At 39.5% G+C, this 17,056-nt stretch carries 9 protein-coding genes; 6 read left to right on the top strand and 3 right to left on the bottom strand.

Going from position 1 to position 17,056, the window contains the following annotated elements; genetic code table 11:
* From B4U84_RS04425 to B4U84_RS04415, 3 genes are all read right to left on the bottom strand, one after another.
* Nucleotides 1–2,883 (bottom strand): CHAT domain-containing protein (locus tag B4U84_RS04425; RefSeq protein WP_131118710.1); only part of this gene is annotated, 2,883 nt, incomplete at its 3' end.
* A 141-nt stretch (nt 2,884–3,024) separates the two neighbouring features.
* Nucleotides 3,025–3,867, bottom strand: coding sequence for a pentapeptide repeat-containing protein (locus tag B4U84_RS04420; RefSeq protein ID WP_131115757.1), 843 nt, complete (start codon nt 3,865–3,867; stop codon nt 3,025–3,027).
* Nucleotides 3,868–3,958: 91 nt separating this feature from the next.
* A complete protein-coding gene (locus B4U84_RS04415; RefSeq protein ID WP_017309577.1) occupies nt 3,959–4,630 on the bottom strand; it encodes a DUF3120 domain-containing protein in 672 nt (223 codons plus the stop codon).
* A gap of 333 nt (nt 4,631–4,963) precedes the next feature.
* Between B4U84_RS04415 and B4U84_RS04410 the strand changes: the two genes are divergently transcribed.
* The 6 genes from B4U84_RS04410 (at nt 4,964) to B4U84_RS04385 (ending at nt 16,775) form a co-directional block, all read left to right on the top strand.
* Nucleotides 4,964–5,875 (top strand): undecaprenyl-diphosphate phosphatase, encoded by a 912-nt coding sequence (locus tag B4U84_RS04410; RefSeq protein WP_017309578.1) that lies wholly within the window; start codon nt 4,964–4,966, stop codon nt 5,873–5,875.
* Between the two features lie 144 nt (nt 5,876–6,019).
* Nucleotides 6,020–7,345, top strand: coding sequence for a TIGR03279 family radical SAM protein (locus tag B4U84_RS04405; RefSeq protein WP_131115755.1), 1,326 nt, complete (start codon nt 6,020–6,022; stop codon nt 7,343–7,345).
* A gap of 109 nt (nt 7,346–7,454) precedes the next feature.
* Complete coding sequence (locus tag B4U84_RS04400) at nt 7,455–10,217, top strand: glycoside hydrolase family 10-like protein (RefSeq protein WP_131115753.1); 2,763 nt, start codon at nt 7,455–7,457, stop codon at nt 10,215–10,217.
* A gap of 345 nt (nt 10,218–10,562) precedes the next feature.
* Complete coding sequence (locus B4U84_RS04395) at nt 10,563–13,298, top strand: PAS domain S-box protein (RefSeq protein ID WP_131115751.1); 2,736 nt, start codon at nt 10,563–10,565, stop codon at nt 13,296–13,298.
* 55 nt (nt 13,299–13,353) lie between these two features.
* A complete protein-coding gene (locus B4U84_RS04390; RefSeq protein ID WP_131115749.1) occupies nt 13,354–14,559 on the top strand; it encodes an EAL domain-containing response regulator in 1,206 nt (401 codons plus the stop codon).
* A gap of 143 nt (nt 14,560–14,702) precedes the next feature.
* Entirely contained in the window at nt 14,703–16,775 is a 2,073-nt protein-coding gene (locus tag B4U84_RS04385; RefSeq protein WP_131115747.1) for an NACHT domain-containing protein, read from the top strand.
* The last annotated feature ends 281 nt before the right edge of the window (nt 16,776–17,056 follow it).

Genomic DNA, 17,056 nt, shown 5'->3' with positions numbered 1-17,056 from the left:
GTTGATGCTTTCTTTTATTTGCAAAGATTGTTCGTAGAGTGTGATCGCTCGATTGATATCTCCTTGTTGGGCAAATAATGTTGCCATGTTGTTGAGGGTAGCAGCTTTACCACCCACATCGTTGATGCTGTCTGTGATTTGCAAAGATTGTTCGTAGAGTGCTAACGCTCGATTGATTTCTCCTTGTTGGGCGATTAACCCTGCCATGTTGTGGAGAATGGAAGCTTTTTGTTTAACCTCATCCTCTGGGCAAAGTTCTAAAGCTTGTTGATAATGCGTCATCGCTTCCTCAACCAAGCCCAAAGTTACTTCCGCCCTGGCAATGGTTCCCAAAATCCGGTAATCTTCGCCTAAAGATAGAATTTCTCGGCATAATTCCAGGGCTTCCACATAGCGGCTACGATTCACCCAACGTCTCGCCATACTATATCCAACGGTGACGGCGATTTCTTTTAACTCTGCCAACACCGCTAACCTGACGATTTCCCGTGCTTGTTCTTCGTTGGGGTTATCAACCTCTTCCCACCAACTTTGATAAATACTCTGGGTTGCGGCTTGTCGCGTAGTTTGCCATTCTTCCCCAGTTAACACAGGTTGCAGCAATGGTTCTAAAATCGTCGTCACCCGATATTCTTGTTTTTGTGTGGCGTGGGTTGTCGCCGACTCTACTAGGCTGAGGCTGGTTAGTTTGCCCATAATCGCCAGGAAATTAATTTCCTGGCTCATAGCTGAAGTCCGCTCAAGCGGACTAGAAATACCTTTTCCTAAATCCTCAGTCCTCTTTAGAGGACTTTCGCTTTTAGCCTGGGAATTTGATTCCCAGGCGGTTTTGTGGGCTATCTCCCCCGACACCGACAATTGAAACACACTCAACCGCGCCAGAAACTTTTTCTCTTCACTTTCCAAAGCATCCAGCAAAGTCTGTGCCAAAATATCTTCGCGGAACTTTTGCTCAGTCGCTTCTAAACGAGTCAAAAGCACATCTGGTTCTAAACCTGGTTGCTGAATCACTTCTAACAGCCATTTCAACAAGCGGGGATTACCATCAGCTACTTTAATAATCCGTTGCGTGATTGGCTGTTGCTGAATTTCCTTGTCTAACGGACGGCAGATTTTATCAATATCGCTTTTGCTCATCGCTGCCAAAGATTCTAAATGCAGGCGATGGGGTGGTAAAGTGTCCGCTTGCAAATAGCGACAGGTAACAATCAACCGACTCACAGCGTTATTTTCTGCCAGCGCCGCACAAATCGCTTCTAAAATTCGGTAGGCTTGGACCGTCATCCGCAATGAGCCATTCTCAATATTAGCTTTGGGGATGTTTTGCTCAAAGTCATCCAACACTAACAGCAAAGGCTGATTGTGTTCGTTTTCAACTGCCTTAAAAAAGTTTTGCAGTCGTCCCTTCAGAGAAACCTTTGGTTCGTTGAGGAGTGCGGGAACATCACCAAACCGTTCATATTTGCTCGAAAGCTTATTCAGCAAACCTATCTCATCCAAAACCCCAACCAACACCACCTGCTGAAACTCTTCGCGCTGGCTTCTGACTCTCGTACACAGTCGCGCCGCCAAAGTACTCTTACCCAGTCCCCCCATCCCCGCAATCAACACGCCGATGTTGTCACTCGTTTCTCGCAACGCCCGCAAACACCTTTGTAAAGCCCGCCTGCGTCCCACAAATTTCAAACGACTGGCGACTTTAACTATATTATTTTCATCCAAAAATTCATTTTCTGGCGGTGCAAATACTAGCTTTTCTCTTCCCCTAGTTCTCAAGGGTGTTACCAACTCCTCAACCGGGCGTGTATCTCGATAAATCCGCAATAAATGCCAGTCGGTGCATTCTTCAGCAATCATCTCCTGCTGGGCTGCTTTCACCGCTTCCTCTACCGTCGCCCCCGTCGCCAAAGCCTGATACAGCGCTTTTGCTGCAATAATACCCGTGCGATCATACACCGGACGCGCCCAACCCAAAACCACACCCGCCCCCGCCTTTACCAACTGTTGCGCCATTGAGGGTACTGTCCCTTTATTCGCAACTTCTCCCGTGTGACAACCCGACAGAAAAATCACCCTCGGCCAGCGTCCGCGAAAGGCTTTGGCGAGATCACTCACGGTAGTAAGTTGGACATTCCCCACTTCATCTTCAGTGATCAAGCAGGGGGTATGATCTGCAATTCTTTGTCCTTGGCGCAGCAAAAAGCCGTAGTCTTGATTGGTATAAATTAATCCGTGTCCCGTGATGTGAAAGACATCAAAATAATCTTCGCCGTAGGATGCAACCAGATTTTTCAACTCTTCAATCGAGCCGCTTTCCTCAACAATCAACGCCAACGGCTGATCTTTGGTTGCTTGCAGAATATTGGCTTCTTCTCGTTCAAACTCCAGCGTCGCAACTCTGGGATCTTCCGGTGCAGTTGCCATAAATAGCAGCCGCAAAGGGCGATTCTGTACACCAATAACTTGAGTATTGCGTTGCTGCATAGAACGCACTGGCAATACATTCGACTGTTGCAGTAAAAACCCAGTGCCATCATGTAATAATTCCCAAGGTAAATGCGCCAACCCTAACGCCATCCGTTCTGTTTGTGGGTTTAATCCCTGCGCCTCGCTAGTTTGAATCAAATCTAAATAAATCGTCCCCTCATCAGCTTCATCTAACGCCCTTCTCAGCCATCCTTCTTTACCATCCAGCCAGTGATAAAGCCGTCGTCCTAGTTGCATGAGTTCGGGGAAACTATCTTTTCGTCGCGGATAATAATTTTTTTCACATACATCAATCAGTGCTAGCAACTCATCGCTATCCAAACGCCGCGAACCATAATCACACCGTAATTCAAAGGTCTGATTTTGACTAATAGCAAAGTTGAAGGTGAGAGGCATAGCTAAACTAGTTTAAGGTTGCTATCTTGTTATTCACAGTATAATCACTGTATTTCGTACAATTTCGATAGAGGCTATTAGACCTCTGGTGAAAAGAATGTAGAGACGCGAAATTTCGCGTCTCTACTGTGTAATGCATATTTAATTTCTGGAGATGTCTACTGCTCTGGAAAAATCTGTATTTCCAAGTTTGGCATTTTCAAAATTAGCGTTTGTTAAGTCAGCACCACGAAATGATGTGGCAAAGCAGCTTGTAATTTCTTTTACATTGTGAACTAGGGAAAGCATGACTAGTGCGATCGCTCCCACACACAAACTCCCCCATACTAATCCCCAAACAATATGCAGGGTGCTTATGTGTGCAAATGCCATTGACCCTAGTAAAAAAGCAAATCCGTATGCTGCTACCGTACCTGCAACCCCAACCGCAACACTTACCAATCCTCTGGGAAAGTAAAAACCCAGCAATCCTGTAATCATCGCACTCAAAATTAAAGTTTTTATCCCAATCTGTGGATGATTTTGGATCGTGGTGATGCCGCGATAAAATAAAGCTAGTAATGCACCTAATACTGCTCCCGAAACTGTTGTCGCAATACGCTTGATGAATAATTTAGTATCATTAATAACTCTCACAGCAGAGGCGACTGTGACAATACCCAAAATACAGAAGAAAATTAGACTATAAAACCAGGCTGGTTCTTCAGGAGTTACACCCAGAACGTTAAATAATATCTGGCTAATTGCATGAAACGTAGCGATCGCCACAACTACTGCAACAATAATTGTAATTATTAAGTGTATAAGAGTTTGACCAGCCTTGACTTCCTTAAAATTAGCCTCCCGTAATAAAGCATTACTAAAATCACAACCGCGAATATCCGCACCGCTAAAATCTGCACCAATCAAATTACGCTTTTGAAAAGAGCGATTTCGTAAATCCTGATTAGCAAAGTTGAGATCACTGGAATTATACCGTTTCACAAAAATCCTGATACATATTGGATTTACTGTAGGGGTATACGAGTGTACGCCCCTACCCATGTATTTGTATCATCAAAAAAGTGAAATGGTATTAGGCCAAAAGCGCAGCTAACAAAAATAAACTATCTACTAAAATTGTACTTAATACCGCTCCGCCAAAAGCATACCAGTGCCACTGTCTTTTACCTAAAGGTAGAATTCCTACCATTGTGAGAACCATAGCAAGAATTAATGCCCAGGCGACTCCCCAAGGCGTCTGTACTTGTGCTAAAGCATTCTGTAAAATTAGTGGTACAAATTCTGGTTCTACTCGCATAATTTGTCGCCAGTGGGGCATTAAATTTACTAAGTAGAAATACAAGTCAGTTAAGGCAGTACCTAGCAGAGAACCTAAATAAAACCAGTTACCGACTTTTCCCCAATTTCGATGCAAGCACCATACTGCAAATGGTAAACCGATAGATTCTACTGGTAGGTGCCATAAAGGTTCCCAACGTAACCAACCCCAGTAAATCGAACCAGCTAACCAACTCCAGCTAAACCCAAATAATAAATCTCCCCAATGATATGTTACAGAACGTGACATTAATAAGAAACTCAGCCACATCCAGAAAAATGTGATACCAACACTCAACCACGGTAGCGATCGCACTAGAGGCGCTTCAATGAATACTGGTACAGTTACTAAAAATGTAGCTGCTGCAAAGATTAACCAGGTTTGGCGAGCAGAAGCAAATACTCCAAGCGGAGTTGACACCTGCATGTGCGGATGTCGAGAAGTGGAGAATGTCTCCGTCTCAGTTTTAACGTTGGTAGAAACAGTGTATGAGGACAATGTATTATTAACCAAAGTTTATTAATATTATTTACTTAACTTTATCTTATTTAAGATATCACGATTAATATCCCCCCCAGGGGCATAATAAGTATATTTTTTAGAAAAAGCACATTTTCAATGAATACATTTATGCGTCAGCATCCCTGTATTCCAGCGTTACAGTGTTTTTAAGAAAATACTCTTCCGGTACAACTGACTCCAAAGACGTAAAGTTGGATAATTCGTTAAAGTTAGGCAGCTATTTCTGGAGTGTGGTTAATGGGAACAATGTTTGTAACAGGTGGAGTAGAATTTTTTTTGCCTTTAGGAAATCATCTGATGCAAACAGCTGGTAATGCTGTTGCGGGTGAATCCAACCTGATTGGGAAAATATTGCAAGGATTTATTTTAGGTATAGTCCAAGGTATTACGGAATTTTTGCCGATCAGCAGTACTGCTCACTTAATCATATTTCGGGACGTTTTAGGTTGGAAAGTGACATGGAGTAAAGCAGCTATTGATAGTATTCAGCTGGGCAGCGTTTTTGCAGTGATAATATATTTTTGGAAAGACATTCGCAACATTTTGGGGGGTGCTTGGTTCGCATTTCAGCATAAAGAATGGCAGCGATCTGAGTGGAAAATGTTTGTAGGAATTGCGATTGGGACGTTTCCTGCATTATTAGGTGGTTTAGTACTCAAAATTTTAGATGTTGAATTAGAAAGTTCTTTGATGATTGCAGGAATGTCAATCGTGATGGCGACGTTGTTGGGTTTAGCGGAGAAATTTGGCTCGCGCAAGCGTGGTTTTAAAGAAGTAGAAATTAAAGATGGAATTATTGTAGGTTTTGGGCAAATGATCGCTCTTTTACCAGGAGCTTCGCGCTCTGGTTCAACCCTGACGACAGCTCTATTTATTGGGTTACAACGAGAGACTGCTGCTCGATTTTCATTTTTGTTAGGCTTACCAACACTGGCGATCGCCACAGCTGTCCAAACTAAAGATGTACTTCAAGAATCGCATATGTTCCTGCCATTATTGATCGGTATCGTCTCAACCTTCGTGTTTTCCTATTTATCGATTGCTTGGTTGCTAAAATTCCTACAACGGCGAAGCAATTGGGTATTTGTCTGGTATCGTTTGGGATTTGGAGTAGCAATTCTGGGTGCAATTGGTGCAAAAATTCTTTAGCACCACATGGGAAGATGGCAGCAGGAATAGTTATCTTAATCTTTGGAATAGTCATTAGTCCTTAGTCATTAGTCATTAGCTTTAAACTAAGAACTAATGACCAATGACCAATGACCAATGACAAATGACCAATGACAAATTGACATGACTACTATTCGTCCAGCTCGAATTACCAAAGTATTACCCGATTCTATTGCAGCAGAAATTGGTTTTGAAGTTGGGGATGCGATCGTTACTATTAACGGTACATCTCCCCGCGATTTAATTGATTATCAGTTTTTGTGCGCTGATGAAATTTTAGAATTAGAAGTTTTAGACGCTACTGGCAAAACTCATCATCTGAAAATTGAAAAAGACTACGATGAAGACTTGGGGTTAGAATTTGAAACCGCCTTGTTTGATAATTTAATTCAGTGCAATAATCGCTGTCCGTTTTGTTTTATCGACCAACAACCACCAGGTAAGCGTTCAAGTTTATATCTCAAAGATGACGATTATCGCTTGAGCTTTTTGTATGGTTCTTACCTGACTTTAACTAATTTGACAGAACGAGAATGGCAACGTATTGAAGCAATGCGACTGTCTCCATTATATGTATCGGTTCATGCTACAGAACCGGAAGTCAGAATTAGACTCTTAAAAAATCCCCGTGCTGGACAAATTTTGCAGCAGATCAAGTGGTTTCAACAAAGGCGACTGCAAATCCATGCTCAAGTAGTCGTATGTCCTGGTATAAATGATGGCAAACATTTGGATCAAACTTTGAGAGATTTAGCGTCATTTCATACTGGTGAGGTGCCAGCTGTTGCTTCGGTAGCAGTAGTACCAGTAGGATTAACTAAGTTTCGCCCCCAAGAAGACGAACTGATCCCAGTGACACCAGAAAAAGCTCAAGAAGTAATTCAACAAGTGCGATCGCATCAGCAGCAATTTCGACAAAAGTTTGATTCTACATTTGCTTGGTTAGCTGATGAATGGTTTTTAATCGCAAAAGAAGAATTACCATATGAATCTGAATATGAAGATTATCCCCAAATCGATAACGGCGTCGGCTCAATTCGCTTGTTTATCAAGCAGTTTCTGCAAACTGCTGATCAATTACTACCACCAAAAATTAAAACCCAAAAAAGATTTAATTGGGTAGTGGGTAACGCTGTAGAACAAGCATTTCAACCAATTCTAAAACGCTTAAATTCAGTGGAAGGTTTAGAAGTCACTATGCAGGCTCTTAATAGTGATTATTGGGGACAAAGTATATCTGTGACAGGATTGCTCACTGGTCATGATTTATTGTTAAATTTACAAGGGCAAGATTTAGGAGATGGGATCTTGCTGCCAAGTGTCATGCTAAAACATGGTGAATTGGTATTTTTAGATGATATAAATATGAAAGAATTAGCTCGTCAATTGGGTACAAACATCTTTCCCGTTGCCGGAGTAGAGGAACTAATAGAGACCTGTATTAAATAATTAGTTGTTGTTTGTTAGTTGTTATTTGTTGGTTGTTGAAATTAACTACCAACTAATGACTAATGACACTTGACCAATGACCAATATTAAGTGAGGAGTAGATAGTGAAGTGCTAGATAAAAAGATAAGAAAAAATCAATTAAAAAATATAAAAACAACTGGATTATTTATTTTTAAAATCAAATTTCTATTTATACTATATAATTTATTCGCGATCGCACCAGCAATCGCTGCAACTGCTGAAGAGCCTGTATTTAGTATTGTCCATACCCAAGAAAATGCTAGTCAGTGGGCGGGAATTGAAAATCGTTTACAAGCCATCGGGGCCAAGTACTGTGTAATTTCTTTAGATAGTGTTAAGAGTGCAGCCGATTGGGGCGCTCGCCCGGTGTTATTTTTGCCAAACGTAGAGAGTATATCACCAGTACAAGCGATCGCTCTCGAAGAATGGATGAGAAATGGGGGACGTTTGATCGCTAGTGGCCCAGTGGGAAGTTCATCAGCGCCGGGAGTACGTCAACTGCTGCAATCTTTGTTAGGTGGATATTGGGGATTTAGCCTCAACTCTCCCCAAAAATTACAACCTTCATCAGTAATTACACGTGATTTAGACAACCAAAACGATCTGCTTGGTACAGTGCGGGGTGGTGTCATGGTTCCTAATGCTATGGCCTCACAAGCAGGCGCTGTTTGGGATGCTCAAGATAAACCCCCAGCAGTGTTAACCACAGAACGCTCTACTTTGTTGGGTTGGCGTTGGGGAGTAGACACTGCTTCTGGTGTACAGACAGATACTGCTTGGTTAAAAGCTGCACTCAACCGTCATCTCAAAAAGTTTTCTATTTTTATTAATAAAGTACCAGGAGGTTCATCAAACTGTTCTACCTCCGTCATTGCTAGCACTTCTCCCACTCCAAACACAGTCTCCACACTCCCAGACACGATGAATCGCGTCTCTACATTACTCCCGACATCCCCTACTCCAAATACACCCCCTCCTCAAATTACAGCTACTGCTCCCCAACCCAGACCTCTACCTAATATTAAGTTTCCGCGTTCCGATGAAGCTATTGACCAACTTGAACAGAGAGTGCGTTTGGATTTAGAACCTAGATCTAATGCACCGATTAGTCGTAACGAAGCGATCGCTCTTCAACAACAGTTAGAAAATCTCATCGGTCGAGTCGAAAGCGCTCATCTAGCAGCTGCGGTACAAAATGGTAATTCCCCAGTTGTCAAGGTACAGCAAGCAGAATTTGCTTCGATTAAATCTGGCGCACCAGTCCAGAATACTGAGCAGGTGTTAGCACAAGCAAGGGAAGTTGTCAAAAACTTGCCACAGCTAATCGCTCAAAAACAGTATGCTCAAGCACGCTCAAATTGGCTTATGGCCAAGTCTTCGTTATGGCAACAATTTCCTGTTGATCAGAGATTGGCTCAACCAGAAATCCGAGCAATCTGGCTTGACCGGGGTACAATTGTGCGGGCTGGTAGCGAAAAGGGATTAGCTAAAATTTTTGATCGCTTGGCTCAAGCAGGATTCAACACAGTATATTTTGAAACAATCAACTCTAGTTACACTATCTATCCTAGTCAAGTTGCACCCCAGCAAAATCCCCTGATTCGTGGTTGGGATCCCCTAGCAGCAGCTGTAAAATTAGCTCACCAGCGAGGTATGGAATTACACGCTTGGGTTTGGACTTTCGCAGCTGGTAATCAACGCCACAATCAAATTCTCAACCTCAACCCTAATTATCCTGGACCAGTGCTTGCTGCTCATCCAGATTGGGCAAACTATGATCAGCGTGGTCAAATGATTCCCCAAGGTCAAGGAAAACCCTTCTTTGACCAGGCTAATCCACAAGTGCGGCAATACTTACAGCGATTGTATGAAGAAATTGTTACTCGCTATAAAGTTGATGGTCTACAGCTAGATTATATTCGCTATCCTTTCCAAGATCCAAGTGCGGGAAGGACTTATGGCTATGGCAAAGCAGCAAGAGCCAAGTTTCAACAACTTACAGGTGTAGATCCAATCAATATTTCTCCCAGCCAAAGAGAATTATGGCAGAAATGGACAGAATTTCGTACCCAACAAGTAAATAGCTTTGTTGCGGAATTGTCCCAGAATTTGCGGGCGAAAAGACCGAACTTGATTTTATCGGTAGCGGTATTTCCCTTACCAGAACAAGAACGGATTCAGAAAATTCAACAAAATTGGGAAGTCTGGGCAAGGCAAGGTGATGTAGACGTAATAATTCCCATGACCTACGCTCAAGATACCCTCCGCTTTGAGCGATTGGCACAACCTTGGATCGCTTCTCCAAAATTAGGCTCTACCTTATTAGTACCAGGAATTCGTCTGCTTTCTTTACCGACTGTCGGAGCATTTGATCAAATCCAATTAGTCAGAGACTTGCCAATTAGTGGTTATGCTCTATTTGCTGCGGAGAATTTTAACAACGAATTGCACAAAGTTTTCAGTCGCACTCAAGGTAGAAGACAAGGTACACAAAAAGAACCGATTCCTTCTCGTCAGCCTTTTGCTGCTGCTGCTGCCCGTTATAATTCCTTGGTAAACGAATGGAAATTTGTTTCCCAAAACGACGAACTGAAGTTATCAGCGATCGCAGTTTCGGACTTTAACACTCAAGCAGAAGTTTTACAAAGCATTTTAAATCAACTGGCTGCTGAACCAAGTGCAAGTAAATTTAGGCTAGCAAAAGCAACTCTGGTTCGCTTCCAGTCTCAATTTCGAGTATGGATGCGATCGCAATCTGTAAATGAACCCTATCAAGTCAAAGCTTGGGAAAATCGTTTGGTAGCGATCGAAAGATTATTACGTTACGGGGAACGCACTGCGGGAATTTAATGGGGATCGGGGATCGGGGATCGGGGATTGGGCATTGGGCATGGGGCATGGGGCATGGGGAATTGGGCATTGGGATTGGGGGATTGGTTATTCTCCCCACACTCTCTGCTAAGAGCTAAAAGCTCCCTCTTTCCCCGATCCCCGATCCCCGATCCCCGATCATAATTTTTAAGTACTAATACTGTTGAATTTAGTAACATTAGAAACCTTTAATGGAATATATTTCAATACTTTGCAAATATCTTTTGCAGGTAAATATTACAAATTTAGCCAATCAAACGTCAGGAGATAGTTAAATATGCTGTTTCCACCTGATTTGTTTGCTAAAGGCTATTGCAATTATCTATGCACGCCTTAACTCCAGTTATCTCTTTACCATCGATAGATTCTGTAGATTCTGTAATTGATTTTGCTCCTGTAACTGTTACACCGGACACATTATTATTTGATGTTGTCACGCTCATGAATCAACAGCAAATCAGTTGTGTCTTGGTGACAGATGAAATGCGGGTAGTAGGATGGTTTACAAATCAAGATTTAATTAAGTTAGTCTGTTGTGGCTTTGACTTCCAAACAGTCCAAATTTCACAAGTCATGGTTACTTCGGTGATCACCCTTGAATATCGTCAAGCCAAAAATCTTGCTTATTTGTTATTATTTTTCCGACAAAATAATTTGTCTTTACTACCAATAGTTGACCCACAAAATCAATTAGTTGGATTAATTACCTTAAATACGATTTTTCAGACATTACAAATTCTCTGTTCTTCTCTAAATCAATCAACAGATATAACAGAACAACTGCGTTTATTTGAATCAGTTGTTGTAAATGTCAATGATGCAATTATCATCACCACTGCTGATGTACTTGATGAACCTTTTGGTCCATTAATAGTGTATGTTAATGAAGCTTTTACCCGAATGAGTGGTTGGACAAGTGCTGATGTTATTGGCAAAACTCCGCGATTTTTGCAAGGTGATTTGACTGATCGCACCCAATTAAAGCGAATTCGTGCGGCGCTGATCAATGGTTCACCAGTTAGAGTGGATTTAATTAATTACCACAAAAAAGGTTACACATACTGGATTGATGCTAATATTGTCCCAATTGCAAACCAAGAAGGCAAAATAACTCATTTTGTCTCTATACAAAGGGACATAACCAAACACAAGCAGGCAAAAATAGAACTAGAAACAAAAGTCAAACAGCGAACACAAGCTTTAGAAAAAAGTGAAGAACGCTTTCGCTTTTTAGCGGAATCTATTCCTCAACAAGTATGGATTGCTCGACCGGATGGAAGTGTAGAGTATATTAACCAACGCATACAAGATTATTTGGGTTGTGACCAAGAAGGAATGTTGGACTGGGAGTGGCAAAATTGGGTGCATCCGGAAGATTTATCTAAATGTTTTGATGCTTGGCAAAAATCTATAACTACAGGTGAACATTTAGAATTAGAATTCCGCTGGCGGAGGGTAAGCGATCAAACATATCGCTGGCACTTATCACGTGCTGTACCCCAGCGAGATCAGGACGGAAAAATATTAAATTGGTTCGCTACCAATACAGATATTCATGACCTCAAGCTGGCGGAATCTGAATTGCAACAGACTCAAAAAATACTACAGGCAATTTTAGATTATTCTCCAGCGATTATTTCTGTCTTAAATACTGAAAACAGATATTTACTGATTAATAGTGAGTATGAAAAGTTATTTCAAATCACTCAAGATGAGGTAAGAGGTAGAAGCATATACGAATTTTTTCCCCGCGATATTGCTGATAATTTTGCAGTCAATAATCACAATGTTTTTATGAGTGGCACAGCAATAGAAGTTGAAGAAATTATTCCTCAAGAAAATGGGTTACATACTTATCTTTCTATCAAATTTCCGTTGAAAGATGAAAGTGATGTTCCTTATGCTATTTGTAGTATTTCCACAGATATTACTGAACGCAAGCGAACAGAAGAAAACCTGCGTTTACGCGATCGCGCGATCGAGGCTAGCAATAATGGCATTGTAATTTCTGATGCTAGACTGCCAAATATGCCAATAATATATACTAATCCTGCTTTTGAGCATATGACTGGTTATTGTCGGGACGAGGTCATAGGTCGCAACTGTAGTTTTTTACAAGGAATTGATACTAATCAACCAGAAATACAAGAAATTAGAAACGCCATTAAACAAGCAAGAAATTGCACCGTAATCTTACGTAATTATCGTCGAGATAATACTTTATTTTGGAATGAGCTAAGTATTTCTCCGGTCTTTGATGATGATGGCAAGTGTACTCACTACGTCGGTATTCAAAATGATATTACTGAACGCAAGCAGGCAGAAGAGGAATTGAGAACAGCTTTAGAGAAGGAAAAAGAACTCAACGAACTTAAGTCCCGCTTTATAACTACAACTTCTCATGAATTCCGTACGCCGTTGACTACTATCCTTTCTTCTTCAGAATTGATGGAACACTACTATCACAAATGGACACAAGAAAAATTACTCTCCCATATACGGCGTATTCAAAGCAGTGTGAAACACATGACTAACATGTTAAATGATGTCTTGGTAATTGGTAAAACAGAAGCGGGAAGACTAGACTTTAAACCAATATCACTAGATTTAGTAGAGTACTGTCGTGATTTAATCCAAGAATTGCAACACGATGATGACACGGAAGATGAAACGGAAAATGCGATCGCCTTTCATTGTGAATACGAATCTATGCACTGTCGTGTGGATAAAAATTTACTAGGACACATTCTCAGAAATTTACTGACGAATGCGCTCAAATATTCTTCTAACGGTAGCATCATTAAATTTATTCTCACTGAGCAAAAAAATCGAATTGTTTTTGAAGTAAAAGATCAAGGAATTGGTATTCCACAAGAAGATTTACCCCTTTTGTTTGATTCTTTCCATCGTGCTGCAAATGTTGGCAATATTCCAGGTACTGGCTTGGGGCTATCAATTGTCAAAAAATGTGTAGATTTACATCAGGGTGAAATTTTTGTGGAAAGTCATCTAGGAGTGGGAACAACGTTTACTGTTATTTTACCATTAAGTAATAGTTAATTATGTGTATCCACTCCAAAAGCCTAATAAAAAATAATCAATCAAACCAGATAATATGACTAAAATTTTAGTAATCGAAGATGAAAATTTCGTTAGAGAAAATATTATAGAATTGCTAGAATCAGAAGATTTCAAAACTATTGGTGCTGCTAATGGGAAAGTAGGAATCAAGTTAGCTTTAAATGAGACTCCTGATCTAATTTTGTGTGATTTAATGATGCCAGAAATTGATGGTTATGGTGTACTAACAAATTTACGTCAAGAAGCACTAACAGCAACAATTCCATTTATTTTTCTCACGGCAAAATCAACTAAAACTGACTTCCGCCAAGGTATGGAATTGGGTGCAGATGACTATCTGACAAAACCATTTACTCGTGCTGAATTATTGAGTGCAATTGATGGGCGTTTGCAAAAACAAGCTACGTTAAAACAATATTTTTCTGCTAGCCCACAAATTAAGGCTTTTAATAGCGAAATGTTGGCTGTAAAAAATATTTTACAACGAGCTATTGAGCAAGGAAATTTTCGGCAATTTTATGTTGAGTATCAACCACAAGTAGATATTAATTCTGGAAAAATCATTGGCGCAGAAGCTTTATTGAGATGGCAAAGTCCAGAATTGGGATTGGTTGCGCCTTCTGAATTGATTCCCTTAGCAGAGTCTACAGGTTTAATTATTCCCATTGGTGAATGGGTTTTACAAAGTGTTTGTCAACAAAATAAAGCTTGGCAAAATGCAGGTTATGCTCCGTTGTGTATTGCTGTTAATTTTTCAGCCCGTCAATTTTCTCAACCAGACTTGAGTAAAAAAATTGTCAACTTTTTAGCGGCGAGTAATTTGGAACCACATTACCTAGAATTAGAGCTAACTGAAAGCTTGGTTATGCAGGATATCAATAGTGCGATCGCCACAATGAATGAATTACGTTCTTTGGGTATAAAAATTGCAATTGATGATTTTGGTACAGGCTACTCTTCTTTAATGTATTTAAAAAAATTACCGATCAATAAGTTGAAAATTGATCGTTACTTTATTCACAATGTTGTCAACGATACCCAAAAAGCTGCTATTACAACAGCATTGATTCAAATGGGCCACAATTTGAATCTTCAAGTGATTGCTGAAGGTGTAGAAACTGAATCAGAAAAAGAGTTTTTACAACAATATAACTGTGATGCTATGCAAGGTTTTCTGTTTAGCCGTCCTGTAGCAGCAGGTGAATTTCAAAAGTTTTTGTCTACTTATTCACCTACTTAAATTGTCAGTAAAAAAAGAGTTAGGAGTTACGCAGGTGTCACATAAAATTTTCATTTTTCATTTGATATTTGTAGTGAAGACTTTAGTCCTCAGTACAAATATTTGATTAAGATAATGTGCCAGTTGCGTAACCTCGTGAATCAATGTCTTTGGAAACAATCGTGGAAAATACTTCAGATATTGACACCCTAGTGCGAAAAGCACGCTTTGCTCACTATGAAAAAATTCAAGCCCAATGTGGAACTCTTCATCTTTTGGATATTGCTGGACCCATAGCTTTAGATGATCTTTATGTAGAAGTCGATGTTTTTGAAGAAATTACCAGTAAAAGATGGCTGAACACGACTGAATTACAACAGCTAGATTCTAATAGTTTTGACCGTTTTAATTTAGCTAATTTGAATCAAAAAAGAATTCCTGCTTTAGAAGCAGTTGCTAAGTACTCCAAATTGATGGTATTTGGCAAAATAGGTTCTGGTAAAACCAGCTTTTTACAATCAATAGCAGTTCGTTGTAATCAAGGTAAGTTTAAATCAGATTATCTACCAGTTTTTATTAGTTTAAAAGATTTTGTTGCAACCAATAGTGATAGCAATAAAATTATATTATCAAAATATATTTATCAATATTTTCAAGATTATGACTTTTCTGAATCTGAAATCATGTCAATTTTTTATCATGGAAAAGCATTAATTTTACTAGATTCATTAGATGAATTAACAGATTCACAAAGTGAAAAAGTTATTAAAGAAATATGCAAATTTTCTGAAAAATATTATAAAAATACAATAATTATTACTTGTCGTCTTGCTGCCCAGCCATATCAGTTTAAGGGTTTTACTGAAGTTGAAATTGCTGATTTTAGTAAATCACAAATCGCAACCTTTGCAGATAAATGGTTTGTAGCTGTTGTTAAAAATTCTCTTTGGGAGGGAAAAGTCAAAGCTTCTGAATTTATGCAAAAATTAGAACTACCAGAAAATCAGCAAATTTTAGAGTTAGCAACAACGTCAATTTTATTAAATCTTATTTGCTTGGTATTTCAGTTTTTAGGCGATTTTCCAGCCTTGCGATCAGAATTTTACAAGCAAGCATTAGAATTGTTATTAGTGCGTTGGAACGAAGCTAGAGAAATTAAAAAAGATGAACTTGATCACAATTTGTCATTACTACATCAAATTAAGTTACTTTGTCGTTTAGCAGCAACTACCTTTACTCAAGGAGATTACTTTTTTCCAAAAACCAAAATACAATTATTGATCGCCGAGTATCTACGTGATCTTCCTAATACACCGACAGATTTAGAAGTATTGGAACAGCTTAGTACTGCTGCATTAAAAGCTATTGAAGCACAACACGGTTTATTACTAGAACAAAGGCGGGGTATTTATTCTTTTTCGCATTTCACATTTCAAGAATATTTAACGGCGAGAGAAATAGTTACTATTGGAAAATCCCAAAACCTGCAAAAATTTGTCATCCATATTGGTGAAAAACGTTGGCGAGAAGTTTTTTTACTAGCTGCGGAAATGATGCAGCCTGCGGATGATTTATTGTTATTAATGAAACAACAAGTAGATAATTTAGTGATTTCAAATCAGAAATTGCAAAAGTTTTTGATTTGGTTAGGTGAAAAAACCTCTAGTATGAAGGTGTCTTATTATCCGGCTAGTGTACGTGCTTTTTATTTTACCCTGGCTCTGCCTCCAGATTATTCTCTTGCTTATAATCAAACATTAGCTTTATCTCTAGATGGTAGATTAGCAGGAAAATTAGCTGTTGATTTAGCTTTAGATATGGCATTAATACATGCATTGACTGTTAGTTTAAGGATGACGAGTGATATTTTCTGTCAACGCTTACAGTGTATCGTACTTGCTCTTGACTTACAGCACTTACAACAAGATAGTTCTGATCTACAGCAATCACTGCAAAATCTACACCAGGAACTTCCGTCATCCCAAGAAAGTAGAATAGCTTTGAAACGATGGTGGCAAGAAAACGGAGAAACCTGGACTAATAAACTACGAGATTTAATCATTCGCGATCGCCAAATAGGTCATGATTGGCAGTTTGAGGAAAATGACTTACAAAAATTACAGGAATATTGGAACGCTAATAAGATTTTACTAGATTGTCTCAATAAGGCTAGTAATGTGACTTCCGCAACAATCAAATCCATAGAAAAAAATTTATTGTTAGTCAATCATCATTAATCCGTGAGCAAGAAAATCATCTACCTTTCAGGAAAAGCTCCTAGTCAGAGTGAAATATATATAACTATAGTGACAAACATAACAACAATTCCATTCTCAGGTAGTAGCCTATTTTTTAGTTCTGGGTATACTAGGAAATTGATTAACCAGTCTTCCTAATCATATCAACACCAAAGCAAAGTCGTTTATATGCATCAAAAATTTAAGTAGCCATGATGAACTGCGTACACTAGGGAGAATAAAAATTTGACTCTTTCTACACCCCTAAATCCCTATACCCT

Source organism: Westiellopsis prolifica IICB1 (genome assembly GCF_004323185.1).
In the GTDB taxonomy this organism is placed as follows: Bacteria; Cyanobacteriota; Cyanobacteriia; order Cyanobacteriales; family Nostocaceae; genus Pelatocladus; species Pelatocladus prolificus_A.
The sequence above is the reverse complement of the archived record's forward strand: the minus strand, read 5'-3'. Positions and strand labels throughout refer to the sequence as shown.